General features: G+C 66.1%; 23 protein-coding genes. 7 read left to right on the plus strand and 16 right to left on the minus strand.

Going from position 1 to position 22760, the window contains the following annotated elements; genetic code table 11:
- Positions 1–352: 352 nt before the first annotated feature.
- Positions 353–1459 carry a GTP cyclohydrolase II RibA gene (gene ribA, locus F3H95_RS19225; protein ID WP_149747183.1) on the minus strand — a complete coding sequence of 369 codons (1107 nt, stop codon included), beginning with the start codon at positions 1457–1459 and terminating at the stop codon, positions 353–355.
- Between the two features lie 166 nt (positions 1460–1625).
- On the opposite strand from ribA, the gene F3H95_RS19230 reads away from it, so the two are divergent.
- The 4 genes from F3H95_RS19230 to F3H95_RS19245 are packed head-to-tail and all read left to right on the plus strand — an operon-like array spanning position 1626 to position 4989.
- A complete protein-coding gene (locus F3H95_RS19230; RefSeq protein ID WP_244618076.1) occupies positions 1626–2708 on the plus strand; it encodes a zinc-binding alcohol dehydrogenase in 1083 nt (360 codons plus the stop codon).
- 15 nt (positions 2709–2723) lie between these two features.
- Positions 2724–3122, plus strand: a complete 399-nt coding sequence (locus F3H95_RS19235; RefSeq protein ID WP_149747184.1) for a 6-carboxytetrahydropterin synthase — start codon at positions 2724–2726, stop codon at positions 3120–3122.
- The gene (locus F3H95_RS19240; protein WP_143125877.1) at positions 3119–4186 is read left to right on the plus strand and encodes a glycosyltransferase family 4 protein; all 1068 of its coding nucleotides are present in this window, start codon (positions 3119–3121) and stop codon (positions 4184–4186) included. Before F3H95_RS19235 ends, F3H95_RS19240 begins: the two co-directional genes overlap by 4 nt.
- On the plus strand, positions 4183–4989 hold the full coding sequence (locus F3H95_RS19245) for a class I SAM-dependent methyltransferase (RefSeq protein ID WP_143125878.1): 807 nt from the start codon (positions 4183–4185) through the stop codon (positions 4987–4989). The genes F3H95_RS19240 and F3H95_RS19245 overlap by 4 nt, the downstream gene beginning before the upstream one ends.
- Here F3H95_RS19245 and F3H95_RS19250 read toward each other — a convergent pair.
- From F3H95_RS19250 to F3H95_RS19270, 5 genes are all read right to left on the minus strand, one after another.
- Positions 4915–5781 (minus strand): RibD family protein, encoded by an 867-nt coding sequence (locus F3H95_RS19250; RefSeq protein WP_149747185.1) that lies wholly within the window; start codon positions 5779–5781, stop codon positions 4915–4917. The two genes, F3H95_RS19245 and F3H95_RS19250, sit on opposite strands and share 75 nt — an antisense overlap.
- A 59-nt stretch (positions 5782–5840) precedes the next feature.
- Positions 5841–6368, minus strand: a complete 528-nt coding sequence (locus F3H95_RS19255) for a cytochrome b (protein ID WP_149747186.1) — start codon at positions 6366–6368, stop codon at positions 5841–5843.
- Positions 6369–6607: 239 nt separating this feature from the next.
- The gene (locus F3H95_RS19260) at positions 6608–7432 is read right to left on the minus strand and encodes a WecB/TagA/CpsF family glycosyltransferase (RefSeq protein ID WP_149747187.1); all 825 of its coding nucleotides are present in this window, start codon (positions 7430–7432) and stop codon (positions 6608–6610) included.
- A complete protein-coding gene (locus F3H95_RS19265) occupies positions 7368–8729 on the minus strand; it encodes an O-antigen ligase (RefSeq protein ID WP_149747188.1) in 1362 nt (453 codons plus the stop codon). The genes F3H95_RS19260 and F3H95_RS19265 overlap by 65 nt, the downstream gene beginning before the upstream one ends.
- 179 nt (positions 8730–8908) lie before the next feature.
- A complete protein-coding gene (locus tag F3H95_RS19270; RefSeq protein ID WP_149747189.1) occupies positions 8909–9805 on the minus strand; it encodes a LysR family transcriptional regulator in 897 nt (298 codons plus the stop codon).
- Between the two features lie 135 nt (positions 9806–9940).
- On the opposite strand from F3H95_RS19270, the gene F3H95_RS19275 reads away from it, so the two are divergent.
- Positions 9941–10927 (plus strand): MBL fold metallo-hydrolase, encoded by a 987-nt coding sequence (locus F3H95_RS19275; protein ID WP_149747190.1) that lies wholly within the window; start codon positions 9941–9943, stop codon positions 10925–10927.
- A 118-nt stretch (positions 10928–11045) separates the two neighbouring features.
- Positions 11046–11684: a pyridoxamine 5'-phosphate oxidase family protein gene (locus F3H95_RS19280; protein ID WP_149747191.1), complete on the plus strand. Its 639-nt coding sequence runs from the start codon at positions 11046–11048 to the stop codon at positions 11682–11684.
- A 62-nt stretch (positions 11685–11746) separates the two neighbouring features.
- Here the strand turns inward: F3H95_RS19280 and F3H95_RS19285 are convergent, their stop codons facing one another.
- From F3H95_RS19285 to F3H95_RS19310, 6 genes are all read right to left on the minus strand, one after another.
- Positions 11747–12106, minus strand: a complete 360-nt coding sequence (locus F3H95_RS19285; RefSeq protein ID WP_143125885.1) for a YkgJ family cysteine cluster protein — start codon at positions 12104–12106, stop codon at positions 11747–11749.
- Between the two features lie 176 nt (positions 12107–12282).
- Entirely contained in the window at positions 12283–12600 is a 318-nt protein-coding gene (locus tag F3H95_RS19290) for a hypothetical protein (protein WP_149747192.1), read from the minus strand.
- Positions 12601–12627: 27 nt separating this feature from the next.
- Complete coding sequence (locus tag F3H95_RS19295) at positions 12628–12861, minus strand: hypothetical protein (protein ID WP_149747193.1); 234 nt, start codon at positions 12859–12861, stop codon at positions 12628–12630.
- A 171-nt stretch (positions 12862–13032) separates the two neighbouring features.
- Positions 13033–13242 (minus strand): cold-shock protein, encoded by a 210-nt coding sequence (locus F3H95_RS19300; RefSeq protein ID WP_143125888.1) that lies wholly within the window; start codon positions 13240–13242, stop codon positions 13033–13035.
- A 297-nt stretch (positions 13243–13539) separates the two neighbouring features.
- Positions 13540–14355, minus strand: coding sequence for a polysaccharide deacetylase family protein (locus F3H95_RS19305; RefSeq protein WP_149747194.1), 816 nt, complete (start codon positions 14353–14355; stop codon positions 13540–13542).
- 26 nt (positions 14356–14381) lie between these two features.
- Positions 14382–15578 (minus strand): glycosyltransferase, encoded by a 1197-nt coding sequence (locus tag F3H95_RS19310; protein WP_149747195.1) that lies wholly within the window; start codon positions 15576–15578, stop codon positions 14382–14384.
- A 139-nt stretch (positions 15579–15717) separates the two neighbouring features.
- On the opposite strand from F3H95_RS19310, the gene F3H95_RS19315 reads away from it, so the two are divergent.
- Entirely contained in the window at positions 15718–17178 is a 1461-nt protein-coding gene (locus F3H95_RS19315) for a hypothetical protein (RefSeq protein ID WP_149747196.1), read from the plus strand.
- Here F3H95_RS19315 and F3H95_RS19320 read toward each other — a convergent pair.
- The 4 genes from F3H95_RS19320 to F3H95_RS19335 all read right to left on the minus strand — a co-directional run bounded on the left by F3H95_RS19320 (position 17140) and on the right by F3H95_RS19335 (position 22622).
- A complete protein-coding gene (locus tag F3H95_RS19320) occupies positions 17140–18273 on the minus strand; it encodes a glycosyltransferase family 4 protein (RefSeq protein ID WP_149747197.1) in 1134 nt (377 codons plus the stop codon). The genes F3H95_RS19315 and F3H95_RS19320 overlap by 39 nt on opposite strands.
- Before the next feature lie 116 nt (positions 18274–18389).
- A complete protein-coding gene (locus F3H95_RS19325) occupies positions 18390–18884 on the minus strand; it encodes a GNAT family N-acetyltransferase (protein ID WP_149747198.1) in 495 nt (164 codons plus the stop codon).
- Positions 18885–18980: 96 nt separating this feature from the next.
- Complete coding sequence (locus F3H95_RS19330; protein ID WP_149747199.1) at positions 18981–21269, minus strand: FdhF/YdeP family oxidoreductase; 2289 nt, start codon at positions 21267–21269, stop codon at positions 18981–18983.
- Positions 21270–21440: 171 nt separating this feature from the next.
- The gene (locus F3H95_RS19335; protein ID WP_149747200.1) at positions 21441–22622 is read right to left on the minus strand and encodes a M20 aminoacylase family protein; all 1182 of its coding nucleotides are present in this window, start codon (positions 22620–22622) and stop codon (positions 21441–21443) included.
- Between the last annotated feature and the right edge of the window lie 138 nt (positions 22623–22760).

The raw sequence follows: 22760 nt of genomic DNA on the forward strand, positions 1-22760 counted from the left end.
GCCGGCTTTCGAACCATGCCACGTCGAATGCCGGGGGCAAAACCCCCTTTGGCTGCCGCCTGGGTTCGAGCCGCTTGTCTCGACCCGTCCTTCGGACCCCGCCACATTAAACTTTGCGGCAAAAACCCCCTCTGGCTGCCGCCATCTCCCCCACAAGGGGGGGAGACCCCGTGTGGCGCCGCCTCGCCCGGTATCAGGATCAGACCGCAGAAGAGGCCGTGTTCGTTCAATGGGTGCAGGGGCGTTGCCGCTAGGTTAGCCCCTCCCCCTTGTGGGGAGGGGTTGGGGAGGGGACTTTTGCTGCGTGAAGGGGTGTTGCGAACGGATGAGCGTTTTCCCCCACCCGGCGTCCTCACTCCGCCGCCACCAGCGTCTCGATGTCCAGCATATGGCCGGCCCGCAGCGTCTTGGTGCGCAGGTAGTTCTCGTTTTCCGCCGTCACACGGCCGAGAACCGGGGTGCGGGCATGCACGCCGATGCCGCCGGCCTTCAGCGCCGCGATCTTGGTCGGGTTGTTGGTGTAGACCACGACTTCCGCGATGCCGAGCAGCCGCAGCATGGCAACCGCCATCTCGTAGCGGCGGTGATCCTCGGCAAAGCCCAGTTCCGCATCGGCATCGATGGTGTCGAGGCCGCGATGCTGATAGCCATAGGCGCGCATCTTGGCGCCGATGCCGGTGCCGCGACCTTCCTGATCGAGATAGAGCAGAACGCCGCCGCCGGCCTGTTCCAGAAGCTCCAGCCCGTTGCGCAGCTGGTCGCCGCAATCGCATTTCAGCGAGCCGCAGAGATCGCCGGTGATGCAGGAGGAATGGATGCGGATCGGCACCGGCTTCGTCATGTCGGGCTTGCCGACGATGATGGCCACCTGGTCCTTCTGCGCCAGCCCGCCGCGGAAGACGACAAACTGCGCATTGCCGTAATCCTTCAGCGGCACGCGGGTCTCAACCACCTTCTGGAAGTTTTCGCGCGCCGGCGAAAGCCGCGTCAGCCGGTCGGCGTGCAGGCGGCAGCAGGCGCTGAAGCGATCCTGAAGATCGGTCACGTCGGCGGCCACCATGGCCGGCAGCAGCAGCGCCGTGCGGGCAAGCTCCGCCGTGGAGGAGAGCAGCGCCTCGGCCGGGCGCACGCGCGCCGGCATCTTTGCCTCCAGCGCATAGGACAGGCGGGAGGCCTCGTCGAAGCTCATGCCGGCAAGCGGCACGGCCACGTCGCCATTGGTCTTGAGCGAGAGGCGCGTGGCGCGCTGGCGGGTGATCAGCAATTCATGGCTATCGCCGACTGTTTCCGCGAACTGGTCAAAGACCCGGGGCGAAACGGCATCGAGGGCCAGCACCGCAAGCTGGCGCGTATTGTTGCCGAACAGCACGGGTCGACCGTAGCGCAGCTCGGAAACGGCACGCTCCACCTCGATGGCGGGATCGGAAAATTCAAGCGAAAATGGGCTCTTGGCTGTCATGCTGGCCTCCTTGGTCTTGTTAGGTGGCGCTACGCCCCGCCAAAGACAACGGATCGCAGAGCGAATATAAATTAATTTTGATGGGCTGCCCCGGCGTCTTTCGGCGCGACTGCCCTAGATAGAGGCGGCTTGAACCGCCACACCCGAACCGACGCCAGGGAGCCGCATGGACCATCCACCGGAACGACCGCCTGCCACCGCCTCGTCCCTCTCTTCCACCTCTGCCCCCGTCACTCCGGCGCTGACCGCGCGGGCCCTCTGGTTCGATGCGCCGGGGCAGGCGGTTCTGCGTCAGGAGCCGTTGACATTTGACACCTCGGCAGTGCCTTCCGGCGAAACGACCTGTGCCGGCGAGCGGGTGCTGGTGCGTGCCCTGTTCAGCGGCATCAGCCGCGGCACCGAGGCAACCGTTTTTCACGGCCTCGTGCCGGAAAGCGAGCACGAACGCATGCGCGGACCGAACATGGGGGGCGCCTTTCCGTTCCCGGTGAAATACGGCTATGCCATGGTGGGCCAGGTCGAGGCGGGGCCGCAGGCGCTGCTCGGCCGGCCGGTCTTCGTGCTGCATCCGCATCAGGATCTGTTTGTCGTGCCGGCAGAGGCCGTTGTGCCGCTGCCCCCGGATCTCGCGCCAGAACGTGCCGTTCTGGCGGCCAATATGGAAACAGCGCTCAATATCGTCTGGGATGCGCTGATCCAGCCGGGCGACCGGGTCGCGGTCTTCGGCGCGGGCGTGGTCGGCGCGCTGACGGCGCGGCTTGCCGCCTCTATCGCCGGCACCGAGGTTCTCCTCATCGACCGCGATCTCGGGCGGGCAAGCCTTGCCGCCGGTCTCGGCCTCGACTTTGCGCTTGCCGACCATGTGGAGGGCGAGTTCGACGTGGTGGTGAATGCGTCCGGCTCCGGGGCCGCACTGTCGCAGGCGATCGATCTTGCCGGTCCCGAGGCGCGGCTGGTGGAGGCCAGCTGGTATGGGGCGCGCACTGTCAGCCTGCCGCTCGGCGGCGCCTTCCATTCCCGCCGTCTTGCCATCGTCTCCTCGCAGGTGGGCAGCATCCCTGCACACCGTCGCGCCCGCTGGAGCTTCCGCCGCCGCCTCGGCAAGGCGCTGCAACTGCTTGCCGATCCGCGTCTCGATGCGCTGATTTCCGGCGAGAGCCGCTTTGCTGATCTACCGGAAGATTATGCCCGTATCGTAGAATCAACCGCCACGCTGTGCCACCGCATCACCTACCAGTCCGATGTATAGAGAAAGAGAAAAAGCATGTTTGCTGTCGAGGTCCGGGACCACATCATGATTGCCCACAGCCTGCCGCGGCCCGTCTTCGGCCCGGCCCAGGGCATGCACGGCGCGACCTTCGTGGTGGATGCCGCCTTCTTTACCCGCGATGTGGACGAGGACGGGCTGGCGGTCGATATCGGTCTTGCCACCCAGGTTCTTTCTGCCGTGCTGAAGCCGCTGAACTACCAGAACCTTGACGAGCTTGCGGTGTTCAAGGGCAGGATCACCACGACCGAAGTGCTGGCCAAGCACATTTTTGAGGCGCTGAAAGAGGCCGTTTCGGAGGGCAGGCTGGGGCCGGGCAGTGCCCGCATCTGCCGCCTGCGCGTGCTGCTTCACGAAAGCCATGCGGCACGCGGCTGGTACGAGGCTGATCTGTGAGGACGCCGCTGACCTTCGCCTTTCCGGGCCGACTCGATCTCAACACCGGCGGCTATGCCTATGATCGCCAGCTGATCACCGGGCTTTCCGCGCTCGGCTGGGCGGTGGAGCCGCTGTCGCTCGGCGAGGGTTTTCCGGCCCCCGATGCGGCACAGCGGCAAGGCGCCGAGGAGCGCCTCTCTGCCCTGCCGGACGGGCGGCTGGTGGTGATCGACGGCCTTGCTTTCGGTGTGCTGCCGGATTGGGCGGCGCGCGAGGCGGGGCGTCTTGCCATCGTTGCGCTCGTGCATCACCCGCTGGCGCTGGAAACCGGACTTTCCGAGGCGGCGCAGGCTGTGCTGCGGCAATCGGAAATCCGTGCGCTCTCCCATGCGCGCCATGTCATCGTCACCTCGCCGATGACGGCGCGCGAACTCGTCGCCCATTATGATGTTCCGGAGGCGCGGATCACGGTGGCCCTGCCGGGAACCGAACCCGGACCGCTGGCGGCAGGTGGCAACGTGCCGCCGCATATCGTCTCGGTCGGCACGCTGACGAAGCGCAAGGGGCATGACACGCTGCTTCGCGCGCTTTCCGCCATCGCAGACCTCGACTGGCGGGCCTCGATTGCCGGCAGCCGCGACCTCGACCCGGACACCGCACAGGCGCTGGCGGCGCTCTGCGACGAACTCGGCCTCTCCGATCGGGTCACCTTTCTCGGCGACCGGCCGGATGCGCGCGCGCTGATGGCGTCCGGCGATCTCTTCGCGCTTGCCAGCCGCTATGAAGGCTATGGCATGGTGTTTGCGGAAGCCCTGTCGCAGGGGCTGCCGGTCGTTGCCTGCCATGCGGGCGCGGTGCCGGATGTGGTGCCGGACGGGGCGGGGCTGCTGGTTGCCCCGGATGATCCGGCAGCCTTTGCCGCGGCTTTGCGCCGGCTTCTGTCTTCGCCGCAGGAACGCCGCAAATTTGCCGAGGCTTCGCGCGCGGCGGGCTTAAATTTGCCCGGCTGGCAGGATACCGCCGCAATCGTGTCCCGTTCCCTCTCCGGCCTTCTGGCCGATCTTGCGAAAGGCGTTTCATGAGCGGCTTCGATGCCAAATGGCTGACCCTGCGCGAACCGGCCGATCAGGCGGCCCGAAGCCCGGTTCTCCTGGACAAGGCGGCGGCCTTCTTTGCCGCGCGGGCGGCCGCCGAAGGGCCCGTCGCCGTGCTGGATGTGGGCTGCGGCACGGGCTCCACCTATCGGGCCTTGAACCCGCATCTGCCGGCCAGAAGCCTCTGGCGGCTGCTCGACCACGATCCGGCGCTGCTGGAAGAGGCGGCAAGGCAGATCGGCACGGAAAACATCGATTTCTTTACCCGCGATCTTGGCATCGTGGAGGCGCTGCCGGATGATGGCGTGTCTCTGGTCACGGCCTCGGCCTTCTTCGACCTCGCCTCCGCAGACTTCATCGATCGCTTCGTGGCGCGGCTGGCGGAGCGGCGCATCGCCCTCTATGCGGCGTTGAATTACGACGGCAAGGTCACCTGGGCGCGGCCGCACCCGCTCGACCAGCGCGTGCTTGCCGATTTCAACCGGCACCAGCTGACGGACAAGGGGCTTGGCCCCGCACTCGGACCGGAGGCCGTGCCGCATCTGTCGGCCGCCCTTCTCGCGCATGGCTATCGGGTGGAAACGGCGGAAACGCCGTGGCGGATCGGCACTGCGGAAGCCGACCTGCACATCGCCTTCCTGCGCGGCATGGTCGATCCCGTGCTGGAGGTGGGAACGCTGCCGGCCGAGGTGATCGGCGAATGGCTGGCCTTCCGGCTAGCCTATGTCCGGGGCGAGCGCGGCGGCTGCGCGGTGGGGCATCTCGACCTTCTGGCCCTGCCGCCGGGCTGATCCGGCCGCGAGGCCCGCGTTTGCCGGGGATTTCAGCGCGCAGTCGAACAGGATGTCGCTGCCGAGGTTGAACACCCTGGCGGCGGGGCGCTGCGCATCGGCAAGCTGCTCGATCGGCGGCAGCGAAATCCCGGTCGGGCCGGAGCCGATGATCAGCGGGGCAATCGCCACATGCAGGCGGTCGACCAGACCCTGATCGATGAAGCGGGAGAGCGTGCGCGCCCCGCCTTCGACCAGAATGCGCGACAGCCCGCGCTCGGACAGCGCCTCCAGAATGGCATGCGGACACAGTCCGGCGGAGGTCAGCGGCAGGCGGATCAGCTGCGCGCCGCGTGGCCTTGCCCAGGCCTCGCGCGACTGGACGAGGATCACCGGCGCGCCGCCATCGTGAAACAGGCCTTCCTCGCCGGTCAGTTCGCCGTGGCAGTCGATCACCACCCGCACCGGGTCCGGACCATGGACCTCGCGCACCGACAGGCGCGGATTGTCGGCCTTCACGGTGCCGACGCCGACAATGACGGCCTCGACCAGCGCCCGGCAGCGATGCAGATGGGCAAGACCGTCGGGGCCGGAAATATCGCGCGCATCGCCGGCAGGTGTCGCGACCCGTCCGTCGAGCGACTGGCCTACCTGACCCAGCACGAAGGGACCATCCGCGGCGGCGATCGGCCCGTAGAGTTCAAGCGCCGGAATGTCGCCCTTCAGCGCCTGTGTCCCTTTTGACCCCTGGGGCCTGCTGCGCATGGCAAGGAGGCTCGCCCAGATCGTCTCGGTCATCCTGATGGTGCGCATTATCCGTCTTTCCGGTCGTCGTCTTGCTGTCTGGGGTCGCGATCCAGCCGTCGGTTCGCTCAAAGGATGCGAAACAGGGTTGAATCGCGGCGGATGAGGTGATGATAGAACACGCCCAGAAGATGTAACGCGAAACTCGCCAACAGGATCCATGCGCTCCAGGCGTGGATGGCAGAAAAGATCGGCGCGATCTCCGGCGCCTTTCCGATCGGGCTCCAGATGGGGATCAGGCCGAACCAGGAGAGCGGAAAGCCATGCGCATTGGTGGCGAGGAAGCCGCTGACCGGCATGACCACCAGAAGCAGGTAGAGCAGGCCATGCACGGCGCGTGCGACAACGCCTTCCAGCCCCGGTGCCGCATCCGGCAAGGCAGGTGCCGTCAGCCGTGCCCCGACCCTCAGCAGCATCAGCCACAGAACGAGAAAGCCAAGACTTTCATGCAGCAGGTAGAAATCGAGCTTCACCTCATCGCGGGTGAAGCGGATGAAATAGCCAAGCGGCCACACCGCCAGCACAAGCCCGGCCACCAGCCAGTGCAGGGCCTTCAACCGTGCCGGATACTGCGCCTCCCGCCGTTCTTCGCTCATGGTTTCCCCCCTCTGGCCGGCGGCGCTCCCGCAAAAGCTGCCGGGGCCCGGGCCATCCTGCCTCGTGGGCAACGGTCTTTCCGAAGCCCATCGCCGGTTTGTGACGGGATGCTGTACGCCCGATCCGTTCGGCCGGATTAAGGCATGGCGCAGCGTTGCGATCAACTCCTCGCGACCGGACGGTCCGCGGGGACACGTCGCAGCGGGAATGATCTTCCGGTCGCAGACAGGCCGTCGCCTCAGGGGCGCGGCAAAGTCTTGCCACGCAGGTCTTCCGCGATGGCACGGAAGAAGGACCAGGACGAGACGAAATAGCGGCGTGCAAGCCGGCGCGGCTCGCAAATCACCCGCCAGAGGAACTCGATGCCGGCGCGGCGCATGAAGACGGGCGCCCGCTGCTTGGTGCCGGCGTAGAATTCGAGTGCCGCCCCCAGCGCCATGCCGTAGCAATCCGGCAACTGGCGGGCGTGCTCGTGCATCCAGATCTCCGATTTCGGCGCACCGAGCCCGAGAATCAGGTGGGTGGTCTGCTGGCGACGGGCGGCGGCAATCAGCCAGCGGGCGAAACGCTTGTCGTCCTCGAAGGCCGGCGGTGCGGTCATCACGATATGATCGGTAAAGCCCATCTGCTGCAGCCGCTCGTAAAGGCGGCGGCTGGTATCCTCTGTCGGCGAGACGAGCAGGATGCGGTGCACGCCGGGCTCCAGCCGGGCGATCAGCCGTGGAAAGAGATCCGAACCGGTGACCTTGCCGGGCAGGGCAAGGCCGCGCAGCCGGGCATAGAGAAAGACGGGCGTGCCGTCGATCACGGCCCTCCAGGCGAAGCGATAGGCCTCGCGGAATCGTTCGTTCCGCCGCAGGTTGACGATGTGATCAACATTGGCGGTCACGAGCAGGCGAAGGCCCGCCCCGCGCGGCACGGCCTCTTCAGCCAGCGTATCGACCAGGCCATCGGTATCCACGGTGCTGAACCGGATGCCGAACAGCGTTGCGGTCTTGTCATCCTTGTCCTTGCGCGGATCGGAAACCGGCAGAGCCTTGGGCGAGAGCTTGATCATCGTCATGTTCGATACTCCTGACCCCCGCAGCGCGGCAGCGGGCCTGATAGCCCAGGCCGAACATGGCCACGCACAGGGAAAACCACACCGGACCCGATCGCGTCATGAAGACGCTTTCCAGACCGGCCAGGAAGATCGAATATAACCAGACCCTTAAGAACAGCCGCGCCAGAGCGTTAAAATTGTTCCTTTCCTGCGCTTTTGCGACATGTCGCAGCGGAAGATAGAGAACCCATACCAGCATCAGCAGGAGACCCGGCAGGCCGGCATTGATGGCGGCATCCAGATAGGCATTGTGCGCATCCACCGCCTTCACCGCCCAGGTGGCGATGGAGAGCGTGCTGTTCTTCAGTTCCGGCGTCTGCCAGAAGCCGTCGAAGCCATAGCCGGTGATCGGGCGCTGCGCGATGGCGTCGAGCCCGAGAAGCCAGATGTCGGCGCGCGCGGTATAGGTTGCGTCGATGCCGAGCGACTGCACGAAATCGCGGATCGGCCGGATCGCCACCACACCGATGGTGAGAAGGTTGAGAAGCGCAACGCCACCGAAGACGATTGGCAGGCGGGTCACGGGAAAGCGTTCCACCAGCGCCGCCAGCACCAGCATGGCCGGCAGCATGCCCATCGAGGTTTTCGCGCCGGTGTGCAGCAGGAAGAAGACCGCGGCCGCCACGATGGCGTAGCCGATGCGCTTCGACCAGCTGCTCGCCACATAAAGCCCGACGAAGCTGATCAGCACCATCGCCACGCCCGCCTCGTTCTTCTGCATGTAGAGCCCGCGCCAGTGGCCGGCATGCTGTGGCTCCAGAAAATCGTTCGTCTGGTGGATGGCGCGGGTGGGGAAGGCGAGCACGCCGAGATAGCAAAGACCGAGGATCAGCATCACGCCGGCGCCGGCAAGCCTGGCAAACTGCCGCTCGTCGCGCGGCAAAAGCAGGAAGATGCTGGCGCTGACGGTGACGGTCATCGCAATCATGATGCGCTTCAGCGCGCTGGCCATGTCCGGCGAGACGGCGGCTGTGAAGACGAACCAACCGAAGAGAAGGCAGAGAAAGGCGCGCGGCCGCATCACCATGCCGCGGATCTGCGGCTGCAGCGCATGGGCAATCAGGACGAGGAACAGGATGGCCGCCAGCATCTGCGACCAGCCGGCGGGTTTGACGAGAACCGGATCGATGCTGAGATCGGGAAAGGGCGTCAGCGTGATCCAGTAGAACAGGCCGACAAGGGCAAACAGAAGCTTTGCGCCGGGATTGGCAGGCTCCGCCTCGGCTCTGTCTGGCAGCGGCGGAAGGGATGTCGGCACGGCAGGCTGCTCCGGTGAGGCAAGAGAAAGGTGGGCGGTGGCGGAACCCGGATCCGCCTCGGCCCACCCGCCCGGCAGGCTCCGTCGCCATCAGTGAAACAGCTTATGGTTTATAAAGTGCAAAGGGCATGCGGCGTTTTGCCGGCAGCGGCTTCCCGTCACGGGGCTGGTGGGGGACGTCACGATGCCATCTGCGCGCGCAGGCGGGGGGCCACCCAGTCCAGAAAGCAGCGCACCTTGGCGGGCAGCGGATCGGCTGGCCCATGCACAACATTGACCGGCAGCGGCTCCGGCGCGAATTGCGGCAAAAGTTCCATGAGGGCGCCGGAGCCCAGATGCTCGGCGACCTGATAGGACAGCACGCGGATAATGCCGATGCCCGCCAGGCCAGCCTGAATGGCGGCCTCTGTCGTATTGACCGAAAGCTTGGGGCGTGGCTCGACGGCAAAGGCTGCACCATCCCGCCGGTAGCGCCATTCGGGCGCCGTCGCAAATCCCTGGAAACTGATGCCGTCGTGACGGGCAAGGTCGTCCGGCTTGTGCGGCACGCCATGGCGGGCGAGATAGTCCGGGCTTGCGCAGATGACGCGACGCACCGCGCCGACGCGGGTCGCCACAAGCGCGCTATCGGTCAGGTGCCCGATCCGCACCGCAACATCGATATGCTCGTCCGTCAGGCTGAGCTGACGGTCGATGAGGCTGAGGCGAAGACTGATGTCCGGCTGTTCCTTGAGGAATTCGGGCACGATGGGCATGAGAAAGCGCTCGCCGAATACAATCGGGGCGGTCACGTGCAGGCCGCCACGCAGCGCGCCGTAATCGCCGCCCGCCTGTCGTTCGGCTGCGTCCAGCTCGTCCAGGATACGACGCGACGCGACGACGAAGGCGCGCCCTTCCTCCGTCAGGGTCAGGCCCCGGCGCGTGCGCAGCACCAGCCGCGCGCCGAGATGTTTTTCGAGGTCGGAGACCTTGCGGCTGACCGTGGCGAGCGGCGCATTCAGCCGCCGCGCCCCGGCTGAGAGGCTGCCGGCATCAACCACGGCCAGCAGCACGGACATCGCGTCAAACCGGTCCATGGCATCCTTCCGGAAAACGGGAACAAGCTTCCCGAATGAGTATCATATCCTGCCGGTTGTAGATGTCATACGCTTTCTTCCGTCACGGGGCGCAGCCCTGCTCCCCGCCTCGCCGATCATCAGGAGGAATACGTCATGCCTCAGCTTTCCCGCCGCGCCTTTGCAACAGCGCTTCCGCTCGGCCTCCTCGGCGGCAGCCTTTTTGGGGGACTCACGGCAGAACCGGTCTCTGCCCTTGCCTCGACGCAGGCGGCCGCAAAGACGCCTGTCAGCGTGACGCCGCTCGCGCAGATTCGCATCGGCCGATTCACGATAACGGCCCTGACCGACGGCTATGCCGACATGCCCTATGACTATTTTCCAGGGCGCAGCCCCGCAGATGTGGAGAAGGCGGCCGTTGCGCAGTCTACCGCCCGCCAGAGCGGCGTGCGGTTTCTCTTCAATCAGTATCTGGTCGAGGATGGAGAACGCCGCATCCTCATCGATGCCGGCGCGGCCGGTTCCATCGGCCAGACAGGCCGATTGCCCAAGGCGCTGGCGACGCTCGGCCTGACGCCGGATCATATCGATGCGATCATCGTGACGCACATGCACCAGGACCACATGGGCGGCCTCGTTCTGGGGGGAAAGAACAACTATCCCAAGGCCGAACTCTACATCGATCGCCGCGATGTCAGCCACTGGACCGACCCCGCCAAGCGCAGTGGCGCACCGGACTATCTGCAGACCAGCTTCAGGATGGCCGAGGAGATTGTCCGGCTCTATCCGAGACTGCAGGCAATCGACGGGGAGCGCGAGATCGTGCGGGGCGTCTCGATCGTCGATCTCACCGGCCATACACCCGGCCATATCGGGGTGCGGATCGACGATGGCGGCAAGAGCCTGATCATGGTTTCGGACATGGTCTTTCCGGTCGTGCATCCGGCCGCGACCGATGTGTTTTTCCTGTTCGAGCAGGATCGGGTAGCTGCGAAAGCCATGCGCGATCGCTTCTTTCCGCGTGCGGCGTCGGAGGGTGCGCTGATCGCTGCCACGCACATGCCTTTCCCCGGGCTCGGCCGTATCGTGGCCGAACGTGGCGGGATGCGCTGGGACGTGGCAGACTGGGCCCTGCAGGACTGAGGGCCGCGCGACGGGCCGAAGGATACAACGTGGCGGGCTGCGGTTCGGCTTGCCAATGACGGACCGGCCCCGCATCCACAGTCGATGATGCGGGCCTGCCGGTGCAGGGAGATCGGACATGCCCTATCATTTCCTCGAGGTTGCCGTGACGCCAAGTGTGCGTGCCGCTCAGGCGGATATGGGGGTGGAGGAGATATGGATGGGCGCGCACGACCGCCCCTCCGACAGTTTCACGGAAGCCGAGATCGCCTTCATTGCCGCACGCGACAGCTTCTACATGGCGTCAGTTTCCGAAACGGGCTGGCCATATGTTCAGCATCGCGGCGGAAAGCCCGGCTTCCTCAAGGTCGTCGATCCCCGGACGCTGGCCTTCGCGGACTATCGCGGCAATCGGCAGTATATCAGCGCCGGCAATTTCGCGGCCAATGACCGGACCTGCCTGTTTCTGATGGATTATGTGCGACGGGCGAGGCTGAAGATCTATGCGCATGTGGAGCGGCTGACGCTCGACGCCGACCCGCACCTCACGGATCTGGTTTCGGACGCGACCTACAGGGGAAGAGCGGAACGGATCTTCAGGCTTCGGCTGGAGGCGTTCGACTGGAACTGCCCGCAGCACATCACCCCGCGCTATACCGAACAGCAGGTTGAGCAGGCGGTGGCTCCGCTTCGCGAGCGATTGCAACGGCTTGAAGCCGAGAATGCGAGCCTGCGCCGGCGGCTGGATACGCTCGAGTCTCCCGACGGGGGCGATTGATAACCCTTGCAGGCACGGGTGCGGCACGGAATCCTGCAAGAGCGGCCCGAAGGCACCTTCGCCTACCTTATCCCGTGTGCGGCGCGCGCGGTGCGGCAGGCGTGGTCGCCGGGCAGGCAGTCGCGGCAGACCTCCGGGCGCACGGCATAGGCCTGGCAGGCGGTGTGTTCGCCGACCTTTCCGGCAAGGGCGGAGCAGCGATTGTCCTCGCAGCGCATGCCGCGTTCGTCGGCTGCGACGAATTGTGGCGGGATCAGTGCCAGCGCCTCGTCGGTTTCCAGTGTGAAGCGCGGCCATTCGGCGGAATAGGAACAGCAGGCGCCGCAGCTCTGGCAGTCCCAGTCGGGCCGAAGCTCCGCCTCGTCGTCCGGTTCACCGGACGGCTGCGGTTCGGCCCATTCGGGCGCCCAATGACTGGCCATCCGGGCGGCCCAGTGATCGGGCAACCGGGCGGCGAGGTGAGCTGCCGCGGGCGTGGACACAACCGGCGCGGAGGCAGGAGCAGCTGACACGGGCGCAGATGCAACGACCGCCCCCGTATCGGGACAGGCATCGGCGGGAGAGGGCGTTTCCCGCTCTGTCGCCGCAGTCGTCCGGCTCATTTGTGCTTCAGCAGCCACATCTTGCCGGCCATGGTGATGCCGTGCGGGCGGCCGGCCTCGGTGGCGTCCCCGTCCAATTCGCGGATCAGCCCGGCTTCGCGCAGCAGGGTGACGACAGCGGTGGTGGTGAACTTGATCTTGATCGGCCGCTCCTTGAAGCGATCCGTGCGGGCATAGGTGACAGTCGCATCGCGATGCGTCCAGCGGTTGCCGTCCTGCGGATGGAGGTCGCCATCCTTGGCAAGCTTCAGCGCCCGCAGCTGGGTCGGCGTCAGCTCGATGTCGGGAATGACGGTCGGAACATGCGTGTTCATGGTGTCTTGGGTCCTGCGGTTGCGTGTTTACAGGGTTTTCGGGCTCGGCGCACGCGTGCCGGAGCCTTCGCGCTCGACGCGCGCGGTTTCCACCGCTTCCCTGGCAAGACGTGCTTCCCTGAGGCGCGACGTCTTCATCTGGCGGGCGCGGTCGATCGTGTCAACCTCCTGGAAGGCGCGTTCACGGCTGGCGGTTTCGACGCGGGTCTTGCTGAATGCCTTCTCCGCGGTCTGCCGCGCCTTGCTGTGCTTTTCGTTCATGATGATCTTCCGGTGGGCTGCGCTTTGCAGAAAAAAAGGCCAGGCAATCGCCTGACCTCTCGTGGTGTGGGAGCCGGTTCCGGTCAGGACGGCTCCACTGAACCGGGACATGTTCTCCGCTCTCGGCAGTGCCAGTACATCCGTGGTCAAGGGAAAGCAGAGAAACCGGGCTCAGGCAGCCTGAAGGTTGCAGGCCGACATCTTGCCGGACTTGCGGTCCTGCTCGAGGTCATAGGCGATCTTCTGGCCTTCGACGATTTCGCGCATGCCGGCGCGTTCGACGGCAGAGATGTGGACGAAGGCGTCAGCGCCGCCGTTGTCCGGCTGAATGAAGCCGAAGCCCTTGGTGGAATTGAACCATTTTACGGTGCCAGTGGTCATGATGGACCCTTTCTTAGCAACAGTGAGGGGCCGCCGCACGGGAGCGCGCAGCGGAGGTGATAACGATGCTTTAAAGAGAGGGTCGATCAACACGCGGTGCCAATCGCGCAGTAAACAAATCTCGGCAAGAAAATATCGATAAAACCTACATAGGCTCCCTCAGCCCATAAGTCAAACATTTGTTTTCGGTCGAGACCTGCGGCGTGAAATCCTGCAAACGCTGCCCATTATTCGGTCGATGAATTTCCAAAGGACAATGAAAGCGGCATTCCACCGCTTTGAAGCGCGCAATTTTTCTCAAAAAAATCTGCAGGGCAGCGAATGCGTGCCGATCCGCGCCAGCGTTTCGGCAACCGTTTCCACCCGCATGCCGCGCCGGGCGACTTCCTCGACGCATGTGCGGAAAAGGGCGGGGGAGCAGCCGATGGAGGTCGGGTTTTCGCGCACGTCATGGGTATAGAAGATCAGCCAGCCGCGCTCTTCCTTCGCCCTGTCCAGGAGGGCGCCGAGCGACCGGCGGTCCTGGGCGGTGTCGTAAAGCTCCTGTGCCTTCAGGTGGGCAAGGTCGATGAGGCCGCGATTGAGACCGATCTTGATGCCGCGCAGGCCGGGATAGCGGCCCATCAGCGCCAGTTTCGAGCGGGTGGAGATCATGCCGAAGGGATAGGCGAAGGAAAAGGGGTGGGCGGGCTCGCCGACGATGCGGCGGATCTGTCGCTCGTTTTCGGCGACATCGTTCAGAAGGTCGGCGCGCGCCGTGCGCTGCACGTTGATGTGACCATGGGTGTGTCCGCCGATTTCGTGGCCACGCGCTGCCAGATCGGCAACCATGGCTTCGCTGACGATCGGCTCGCCGTTTTCCGCCCCGCCCATCAGACCGCTTGCCAGATAGAAGGTGCCGCGCATGCCGGCCTGTTCCAGAAGGGGCGCGGCATTCTCATAGGCTGAGACCGGAAAATCATCGAAGGTAAAGGCAACCACCGCTTCCGGCAGGGTCAGCCAGTGGGGACGGAAGGGAATATGCCGGCCGACCTTGCGGGAAAACCCGTGCAGGATTTCCCTGATCGATGTGTCGCGCAGGCCGCGCCCGGTTTCATCTCTGTTGATCCTCATGCTCGATCCTTTGCCGGGCGAAGCCGTCACCTCCGACGGACGACCGTCTCCGGCGTGCCTGAAGGGGTCTCTCTCGTCGAAATGGAGGCGCCATTGACGTCAAGCCCCGCCTCGACCAGCACGGCGCAAAAACGCTCTGCCGCCGCCTCCACGGAAAAATCGGCGGCGCGGCGCATCAGAACCGCGCTGTCCGGCGGGGATCTCAGCGTCGCAGCCATGGCGGTGGCCAGCGCTTCGGCGTCGCCGACCGGCACCAGCGGGCCGAACCGGCCGCCGTCCAGAATGTCGCGCGGGCCATAGGGTGCGTCGGTTGCCACCACCGGCACGCCGCAGGCCAGCGCCTCGATGATGGCATTGCCGAAACCTTCATGGCTGGAGGCGGAGACGAACAGGGCCGCCTCGCGGAGCCGCGCCACCGGGTTCGGATCGTGGCCTGCAAGCCGCGCCCGATCGCCGATCCCGAGACGGGCGATCCCGGCCTCCAGCGCCGGCCGTTCGGCCCCCTCGCCGAGAATGGTCAGCGTTGCCTCGGCATGCGTGGCGCGCAGGCGGGCAAAGGCGGCGATGAGCGTTGCAAAACCCTTTTCCGGCGACAGCCGGCCGACGGAGACGATGGCGCCCGGCTGTACCCGGCGCGGCGTGGCCTCGATCTGGCGGCGCATTTCCGGCGTGACCACCGTGTTGGTGCCGAGATTGACGACGCGGCCGGCGGGCACGCGAAAGCGGCTGATCAGATCCTGTCGCGCCCCTTCGGTGAAGGTGGTGACGAGATCGGCACGCGGATAGGTGAAGGGGGCCAGCCGATAGCCCAGCCGGTTCTGCCAGTAGGGGTCGCCGGTCACCGCCACCGAGGGCGTTGCCACCTCACGCAGCAGGATGAAGGGGCGCTTGCGCCGGGGAAGGGTGGAGGCGACCAGCGAGACGAGCGCATTGGCCCCGGCCTCGGAGGCGATCAGCGCGCGGGGCGGCGTCTGCGAGAGCAGGCGGCGAAGCACGGGGCCGGCAGCCGCCAGCCGCAGCTTTTCGCCGGCGCCGAGATCGATCAGGGGAACATCGGCGCGAAGAAGCGTACGCAGCGGCCCGCGGGCCTCAAGCGTGACGATCGCAGTCGCGATGCCGAGAGCCGAAAGCGCATTGGCCATCAGGATCGCATCCTTCTGCGCCCCTCCGCCATCCAGCCCCCGCACCAGGAAGGCAAGGCGACCCGCAGCCGCGTTAGCCATACCGGACAAATTCGTTACCCTTCACCTCGGAGAGGATGTTAAGCGCTTCCTGATAGACCCTGTTCACACGCGCCCTGCGGCGTGTCTCAGATGCAAGACCTAGACGGAAAACACTAATTTTAGACGAATGGCGGACAAGGTGAGCGCGCACTCCGGCGAACGCGACGTATCGATCTACCTGGCCTGCCGGGCGCTGGCGGCCGTCATCAACGTCGTGTCCGTCGCGCTGTTCACGCGGCTGTCCAGCCCGGACCTCTATGGCCAGTATCTGATCGGCTTTTCCATCTGCTTCATCGTCTATAGTCTCACCGTGCAATGGGCCGTCTATGCGCATTTCGGCACCTTCCGGCAGGAGGCGGCGGATCGCTTCGCCCTGTCGCTGCTCTCCATTTCCGCCATCGCTCTGGCGCCTGCGCTTCTGGCGATCTGGGTGCTGGCCGCACTTTCGGTGATCGACAGCCACATCGCCTGGGGAAGTGCCGTGCTTTCGGCCTGCTTTACCCTGCATTTCGCCGGCACCGAAATCAGCCGCTCGCATCTGAAGCCGGGGCTGGTGGCGGTGGCGACCATTCTGCGCAGCCTGCTGTCGCTGGGGCTCGGCAGCGCGAGCCTGCTGCTGTTCCATGAGCCGGCAGCGCTTCTGGTGGCGGTGGGGCTCGGCTATGCGCTCGGCACCGTGCCGGTCTACCTGCATTTTGCCCGCACGCTCTGGCGCGAGGGCCTGCGCCAGCCGGTCGGTGCGGAAATCGCGGCCATGCTGCGCTATGGCTGGCCGCTGGCGATTGCCTTCGGCGCCTCGGCGGCGGCGATGAACATTGACCGCATCCTGCTCGAACATCACGCCGATGCCGCCACCGTGGCACCCTATGGCGCGGTGATGGACCTGATGAAGCAGACCTTTCTCGTTCTCGCCGAAGCGATCAGCGCCGGCTATGTCGCCCATGCCCGCATCCACATGATGCGTGGTGAGCGGGAGGCGGCGAACGCCGTGCTGCGGCGCGATTTCGTCTCGCAGGCCTTCGTCGTGGTGTTCGGCACGGTCGCCTTCCTCCTGCTCGGGCGGCTGGTGTTCAGCGTGGTGCTGGCGCCTGCCTATCTCGACATGGCGCTCGACGTGCTGCCGGCGCTTTTGATCGGCAATGCGCTTCTGGTGCTGCGCGCCCATTATTTCGGGCAGGTGATCTATCTTGGCGCGTCCTCGCTGATCGAACTCGCAGCCTCGGTGGTGATGATTGCCGCAGCCGCCTGCGCCGCGCTGCTGCTGATCGAGCCGATGGGCGCGCATGGGGCGGCGCTTGCCTTTGCCATCGGCCAGGCGGCGGCGCTCGTGGTCTACGTGGTGGGCGCACCGAAGGCGCTGCGCATGCCGGTGGACTGGCCGCGCGCCGCTCTGCTGGTCGGGCTCGGCGGGCTGATCCTCGCGGGCGGTTTCGAGGCGGAGGCACTGTTCGGTCCGGTCGCCGGCACCGCGCTTTCGGTGCTCGCCATCGGCGCTGCGAGCCTTGTCCTCGCCATCCGCTGGAACATCTTCAACCTGAGCGCCATGGCGCAGAAGCTCGCCTCACCGCTGCTTGGCCGTCTGGCGAAGCGCGGCCTCTAGGAAGCCGGCATAGAGCGTCAGCATGCGTTGCCGGCTGTGGTGGCGGCGGTGATCGGCGGCGTAGCGGTCGCGGATCTCGGCAGAGGGGAGGCACCCGAGCAGCGCGACAACCGCTGCGGCAAGCCCCGCCTCGTCGCCCACGGCATGAAAGCGGGTCATCGCGGCGTTTGCCGGCGCATCGCTTTTGGACAGAACCTCGCGCAGCACCGGCAGATCGGCAGCCACCAGCGGCAGCCCGGCCATGGCCGCCTCCACGCCCGCCAGCCCAAAGGTTTCCCAGACCGAGGGGAAGAGATAGAGCGTGGCGGCCGCGAAGAAATCGCCGAGATCGGCGCGTTTCAGCGGCCCGACCAGATGCAGGCGATGCTGCACGCCAAGCGTGGTGGCCAGCGTCTTCAGCGCCTGTTCCTCCGGCCCGTCGCCGGCAATCGCCAGATGCACCTCCGGCAGCCGCGCCAGCGCCCGAACCGCCGTGGCATGGTCCTTCTGATCCACCAGCCGGCCGGTGGCGACCAGCAGCGGCTCGCCGGCGGGAATGGCAAGGCGCCGCCGCCAGTCGATGCGGTGTGCGGCCGGCGGCAGCGGATCGACGCCGTGCGGAATGTCGACGAAGCGGGCGCGGTAGCGTGCCGGCCAGGCGGCAAAGGCGTCGCGGGTGGCATCCGAATTGACGATCATGTGCGTGTAGAGGCCGAGCGTGCCGAAGGCCCGGTCGAGACGCCGCCAGTGCGGGCGGATGCCCTCCGGCGAGGCGGTGTGATGCGCCGCCCGGACCGGCACCTTGCGCAGAAAGCCGAAGGCATTGCCGAAGATCGAGGCGGCCGCCTGATAGGTGAAGATGACGTGGTAGCGCCCGGCAAGGATATCGCGGGCAAGGGCCGCCATGTTGGCAAGCGTTGCAAGCCTGCCCGGCACCTCAACGGCGCGCTCTTCCACCAGATAGCCGCGCTCGCGCAGCCCCTCGCTGACCATGGAGACGAGCACGCGCACGCCGCCGAGCTTGTCATGCGTGACGAGTTGCAGAACCCGCGCGGGGGTTGCGGGGTCGATGGGGGGAATTGGCTCCGGCGCGGGGGCCGGCAGGGGCTCTGTCATGAAGGCTCGGATCGCAAGGGGCGTGACGCTTTCGCCAGCCGGGACCGGAAACGCCGGCGGCCCTGCTGCGGTTCCCCTCGTTCTATCCCGGCCTTTGCCAAGAAAGCGTTGAAGCCTCAGCTCGAAACGCCATCGGGCTTCGAGGATTTCAGCATGCCGCGATAGATGCCGGGCTCGGAGCCCTCGATCGGGGTGGCGCCGAAGCTGCGCTGGTAGAAGCTCTGCGGACCCGCACCGCCGATCACCGCATAGGCATAGCCGGCTTCGGCCATGCAGAGCAGCGTTTTCAGCAGCAGCGCCTGCCCGATGCCCTTGCCGCGCGCCGCTTCATCGACGCCCGTCGGGCCGAAGAAGCCGCGCATGGTGGCATCGTAGCAGGCAAAGCCCATCAGCTTTCCCTGCTGCACGGCAATCAGGCAGGAAACGGGGCTGCGCGTCAGCGCCACCGTCATCTCGCTGACCCAGCCCTTGCCGAAGCGCGGCGCGATCCACTCGCCGATGGCCGCAAGCTCCGGCGGCAGCGCCCGGCGGATTGTCACGCCCTGGTCTGCCATGCGCCGGTCGATCGCCGGATCGGGCTTCAGGTCGTAAAGCTTGACGAGCATGTCCATGGCGCGGTCCCCTCCTGCATCGCATCGCGGGCGCTCTGTCGCGGCCGCTCGCCCTGATGCAAGGCCTATACTGCCGGAGGCGATTTGGCCATGGTCCTAGCCGCTGGCCGCAGCGCCGGTCAGGATCCGCACCGGCACCGCCTTGGCCGCCGGCGTCTTCGACTGCACGTCGTGATGCGAGAGCGGGATCAGCGGGTTGAGTTCGGGATAATAGCCGCCGAGACAGCCATCCGGCAGATCGAAGGGCAGAACCTTCAGGCCACCGACGCGTCGCTCCCGTCCGTCCCCGGCATCCGAGGCGAGCGCCACCACCTGGCCTTCCGCAAGCCCGGCGCGGGCCATGTCGTCGGGGTTGATCAACAGCACGTCGCGCGTGCCCTCGATGCCGCGCAGCCGGTCGCTGTAGCCATAGATGGTGGTGTTGAACTGGTCGTTGCTGCGCAGCGTGATCAGCCGGTAGCGGCCCGGCCGGTCCTCGAAGCCGGTGGCGGAGAGTTCCTTTGGTACCGTGAACTCGGCCTTGCCGCTTTCGGTCTTCCAGATCCGCTCGCGGGCGCTGTTGCCGCGATAAAAGCCGCCCGGCGTGAACAGGCGCTCGTTGAAACCGCGGAATTCCTGCGGATAGGTCGCCTCGATCAGGTCACGCACCTTTCCGTAATCGCCGACCCATTCGTCCCAGCGCAGCTTCGGATTGGGGGCAAGCACCGCCTTGGCGATGCCGGCAACGATGGCGGGTTCGGAGAGCAGGTGTTCGCTCGCCGGCTTGCGGCGACCGACCGAGCCATGGATGCAACTGAACGTGTCCTCCATCGTCACCGTCTGCGGCCCGCCGGCCTGCCGGTCTTCCTCCGAACGGCCAAGGCAGGGCAGGAGATAGGCTGCGCGGCCCGGCACCAGATGGCTGCGGTTGAGCTTGGTGGCGATCTGCACCGTCAGCTCCAGCCGCTGCCAGGCCTCCGCCACCGCCTCCTGCTCGGGAATGGCGCGCAGAAAATTGCCGCCGAGGCCGATGAAGGCCTTCACCGTGCCGGCCAGCACGCCCTCGCAGGTTTCCACGGTGTTCAGGCCCTTTTCCATCGGCGGGGAGAAGCCGAACAGGCGGGAAAGCTTGTCCATCGGCACCAGTTCCGGCTTTTCCGAAATGCCGACGGTGCGCTGGCCCTGCACGTTGGAATGGCCGCGCACGGGCGAGATGCCGGTGCCGTCACGGCCGATATTGCCCTTCATCAGCAGCAGGTTGACCAGCATGGCGACATTGTCGAAGCCGTGCACCTGCTGTGTCAGTCCCATGCCGTAGATGCCGATCACCCGCTCGGCCTCGACATAGACCTCACCCGCCTCCCGCAGGGCCTCGCGCGTCAGGCCGGAATTGTCCTCGATCTCCTCCCAGGAGGTGGCGCGGATCTTGTCCGTGAAGGCTTCGAAATCATGGGTGTGGCGCGCGATGAAATCATGGTCCAGCACGCTTTCGCCGCGTGCCCTGGCCTCGTCCTCCCGGTCCAGCACATGCTTGCACAGGCCCATGATCGCGGCGATGTCGCCGCCGGCCTTCACCTGAAGGTAATGGCTGGAAATCGGCGTCTCGTGGCCGGTCAGCATCTCGGTCGGGCTCTGCGGGTTGATCATCGCGACCAGCCCCTTTTCCACGACTGGATTGAAGGTGACGATGCGGCAGCCGCGTTTCACCGCCTCCTGCAGCGGGTGCAGGAAGCGCGGGCTGTTCGAACCCGTGTTCTGGCCGAAGAAGAAGATCGCATCGCAGGCGGAAAAATCCTCGAAGACGGAGGTGCCGACCGAGGCGCCGATCACCTTCTTCAGGCTGACCGAGGTGGTCTCGTGGCACATGTTGGAACTGTCCGGCAGGTTGTTGGTGCCGTAGAGCCTAGCAAACAGCTGGTAGAGATAGGCGGTCTCCAGGCTGGCGCGGCCGGAGGTGTAGAGCACCGCCGATTGCGGATCGAGCCGCTTCAGATTGTCGCCGATGGCCGCGAAGGCCTCCACCCAGGAACAGGGCAGATAGCGGTCCGTCTCGCGGTCATAGCGCAGCGGATGGGTGAGGCGCCCCTGCTGCTCCAGATCGTGATCGCTCCAGCCCTTCAGTTCGCAGAGCGTATGGCCGGCGAAGAAATCCGGCGTGCAGCGCCGCGTCGTCAGCTCCCAGAGCGTCGCCTTGGCGCCGTTTTCGCAAAATTCCAGAGGGTTGTGGTGGGCAGGCTTCGTCCAGGCGCAGGACGTGCACATGAAGCCGCCCGGCTTGTTCTGGTGCGCCAGCGTGTCGAGCACGCCCGGTGCCGGTAATTCCTTGCCGAAGATGCGGGTGATGCCGCGCAGCGACCCCCAGCCCCCCGCCGGCCCATCATAATGCACGGTGTCTCGATCGGCCATGGCGCATCTCCCTGCGATGATTGCTCCACGGGCAACTCGGGAGGGCGGAGCAAGGTTCCGCAGGAGAGGGGGATTGGGGGATGCGGGGTCGGGCCTCGCCTTGTGGGGAGAGGCCGGCGAGGAGACCTTTGCCCGCGCGCCGGGCAGGCTTTCGATCCGGGAGCGGAGGCGTCACTCCGTCAGGAAGCGTTCCGCCAGACGCGCCCAGATGGCGGCACCGACGGGGATCGCCGCATCGTTGAAATCATAGCGCAGATTGTGCAGGAAGGCGGACGCCACCCCGTTGCCGAGCCGGAGGAAGGAGCCCGGCCTTTCCTCCAGCATATAGGCAAAGTCCTCGCTGCCGGGGATCAGCGGGCAGAGGCTGACCTTGTCCGGCCCCAGCAGATCTTCCACCACGCTCTTGAGGAAGGCGGTTTCGGCTTCGGAATTGACGACCACCGGCGTGCCGCGCCCGTAATCGATCTCGACGCTTGCGCCATGGCCTTCGGCGACGGAGGTGGCAAGTGCGGTGATGCGCGCCTGCAGCCGGTCGCGCACGCCGGCATTGAAGGAGCGGATGCTGAGCGCCATCGTCGCGGTCTCCGGAATGACATTCGCTGCCTCGCCGGCATGGATGGCGCCGACCGTTACCACGGCCGTCTCGGTCGGGTCGATGCTGCGCGAGACGACCGATTGCAGCGCCACCACCAGCATGCAGGCGACATAGACCGGATCGACGGCGAGATGCGGGCGCGAGGCATGGCCGCCCTTGCCGGTGATCGTGATGCGCGCCGTATCGGAGGCCGCCATGATCGGGCCGGAACGCAGCATCACGCGGCCCTCTTCCAGGCCCGGATGGTTGTGCAGGCCGAACACGGCATCGCAGGGAAAGCGCTGGAACAGGCCGTCGGCGATCATCCGCTGTGCGCCGCTTTTCCCGCTCGCCTCTTCCGCCGGCTGGAAGATCACGGTCAACGTGCCGGAAAAGCGTCGCGTGCGGGCGAGATAGTCTGCGGCGGCCAGCAGCATGGTGGTGTGGCCGTCATGGCCGCAGGCATGCATGACGCCTGGCACCGTGCTCGCATGCGCCAGCCCCGTTTCCTCGGTGATCGGCAGCGCATCCATGTCGGCGCGGATGCCGATGGATTTTTTCCCCGTGCCGACCGTCAGCCGGCCGACGACGCCATGGCCGCCGACGCCGCGCGTCACGTCAAAGCCCCAGCCTTCCAGCTTCTCCGCCACGAAGCGCGCCGTCTCCGCCTCTTCGTGCGACAGTTCGGGATGCTGGTGCAGGTGGCGGCGGATCGCGGTGAATTCGGCATGCGTCTCCTCGAAATCGGAGAGACGGGCCAGCGTATTGTCGTGCAGCATGGGGGTATCCGGTTGTTCGGGCAAGCGGGAGCATGGGGTTGCTCGCAGGTGAAGCGGCCAGCATAGACCGAGTGTTCGGCGGAAAGAAAGGCATTGGCGGGTGTATCGTGCCATTCCGGCGCTCCCGGCCTCTCTTGC

Source organism: Rhizobium sp. RU35A, assembly GCF_900156005.1.
In the GTDB taxonomy this organism is placed as follows: domain Bacteria; phylum Pseudomonadota; class Alphaproteobacteria; order Rhizobiales; family Rhizobiaceae; genus Neorhizobium; species Neorhizobium straminoryzae.

Excerpts from the sequence above, each read along its gene's own strand:
- ribA (WP_149747183.1), bottom strand. The coding sequence starts at position 1,459 with ATGACAGCCAAGAGCCCATTTTCGCTTGAATTTTCCGATCCCGCCATC.
- F3H95_RS19230 (WP_244618076.1), top strand. The coding sequence starts at position 1,626 with ATGGACCATCCACCGGAACGACCGCCTGCCACCGCCTCGTCCCTCTCT.
- F3H95_RS19235 (WP_149747184.1), top strand. The coding sequence starts at position 2,724 with ATGTTTGCTGTCGAGGTCCGGGACCACATCATGATTGCCCACAGCCTG.
- F3H95_RS19245 (WP_143125878.1), top strand. The coding sequence starts at position 4,183 with ATGAGCGGCTTCGATGCCAAATGGCTGACCCTGCGCGAACCGGCCGAT.
- F3H95_RS19250 (WP_149747185.1), bottom strand. The coding sequence starts at position 5,781 with ATGCGCACCATCAGGATGACCGAGACGATCTGGGCGAGCCTCCTTGCC.
- F3H95_RS19255 (WP_149747186.1), bottom strand. The coding sequence starts at position 6,368 with ATGAGCGAAGAACGGCGGGAGGCGCAGTATCCGGCACGGTTGAAGGCC.
- F3H95_RS19260 (WP_149747187.1), bottom strand. The coding sequence starts at position 7,432 with ATGACGATGATCAAGCTCTCGCCCAAGGCTCTGCCGGTTTCCGATCCG.
- F3H95_RS19270 (WP_149747189.1), bottom strand. The coding sequence starts at position 9,805 with ATGGACCGGTTTGACGCGATGTCCGTGCTGCTGGCCGTGGTTGATGCC.
- F3H95_RS19275 (WP_149747190.1), top strand. The coding sequence starts at position 9,941 with ATGCCTCAGCTTTCCCGCCGCGCCTTTGCAACAGCGCTTCCGCTCGGC.
- F3H95_RS19280 (WP_149747191.1), top strand. The coding sequence starts at position 11,046 with ATGCCCTATCATTTCCTCGAGGTTGCCGTGACGCCAAGTGTGCGTGCC.
- F3H95_RS19285 (WP_143125885.1), bottom strand. The coding sequence starts at position 12,106 with ATGGCCAGTCATTGGGCGCCCGAATGGGCCGAACCGCAGCCGTCCGGT.
- F3H95_RS19290 (WP_149747192.1), bottom strand. The coding sequence starts at position 12,600 with ATGAACACGCATGTTCCGACCGTCATTCCCGACATCGAGCTGACGCCG.
- F3H95_RS19295 (WP_149747193.1), bottom strand. The coding sequence starts at position 12,861 with ATGAACGAAAAGCACAGCAAGGCGCGGCAGACCGCGGAGAAGGCATTC.
- F3H95_RS19300 (WP_143125888.1), bottom strand. The coding sequence starts at position 13,242 with ATGACCACTGGCACCGTAAAATGGTTCAATTCCACCAAGGGCTTCGGC.
- F3H95_RS19305 (WP_149747194.1), bottom strand. The coding sequence starts at position 14,355 with ATGAGGATCAACAGAGATGAAACCGGGCGCGGCCTGCGCGACACATCG.
- F3H95_RS19310 (WP_149747195.1), bottom strand. The coding sequence starts at position 15,578 with ATGGCTAACGCGGCTGCGGGTCGCCTTGCCTTCCTGGTGCGGGGGCTG.
- F3H95_RS19320 (WP_149747197.1), bottom strand. The coding sequence starts at position 18,273 with ATGACAGAGCCCCTGCCGGCCCCCGCGCCGGAGCCAATTCCCCCCATC.
- F3H95_RS19325 (WP_149747198.1), bottom strand. The coding sequence starts at position 18,884 with ATGGACATGCTCGTCAAGCTTTACGACCTGAAGCCCGATCCGGCGATC.
- F3H95_RS19330 (WP_149747199.1), bottom strand. The coding sequence starts at position 21,269 with ATGGCCGATCGAGACACCGTGCATTATGATGGGCCGGCGGGGGGCTGG.
- F3H95_RS19335 (WP_149747200.1), bottom strand. The coding sequence starts at position 22,622 with ATGCTGCACGACAATACGCTGGCCCGTCTCTCCGATTTCGAGGAGACG.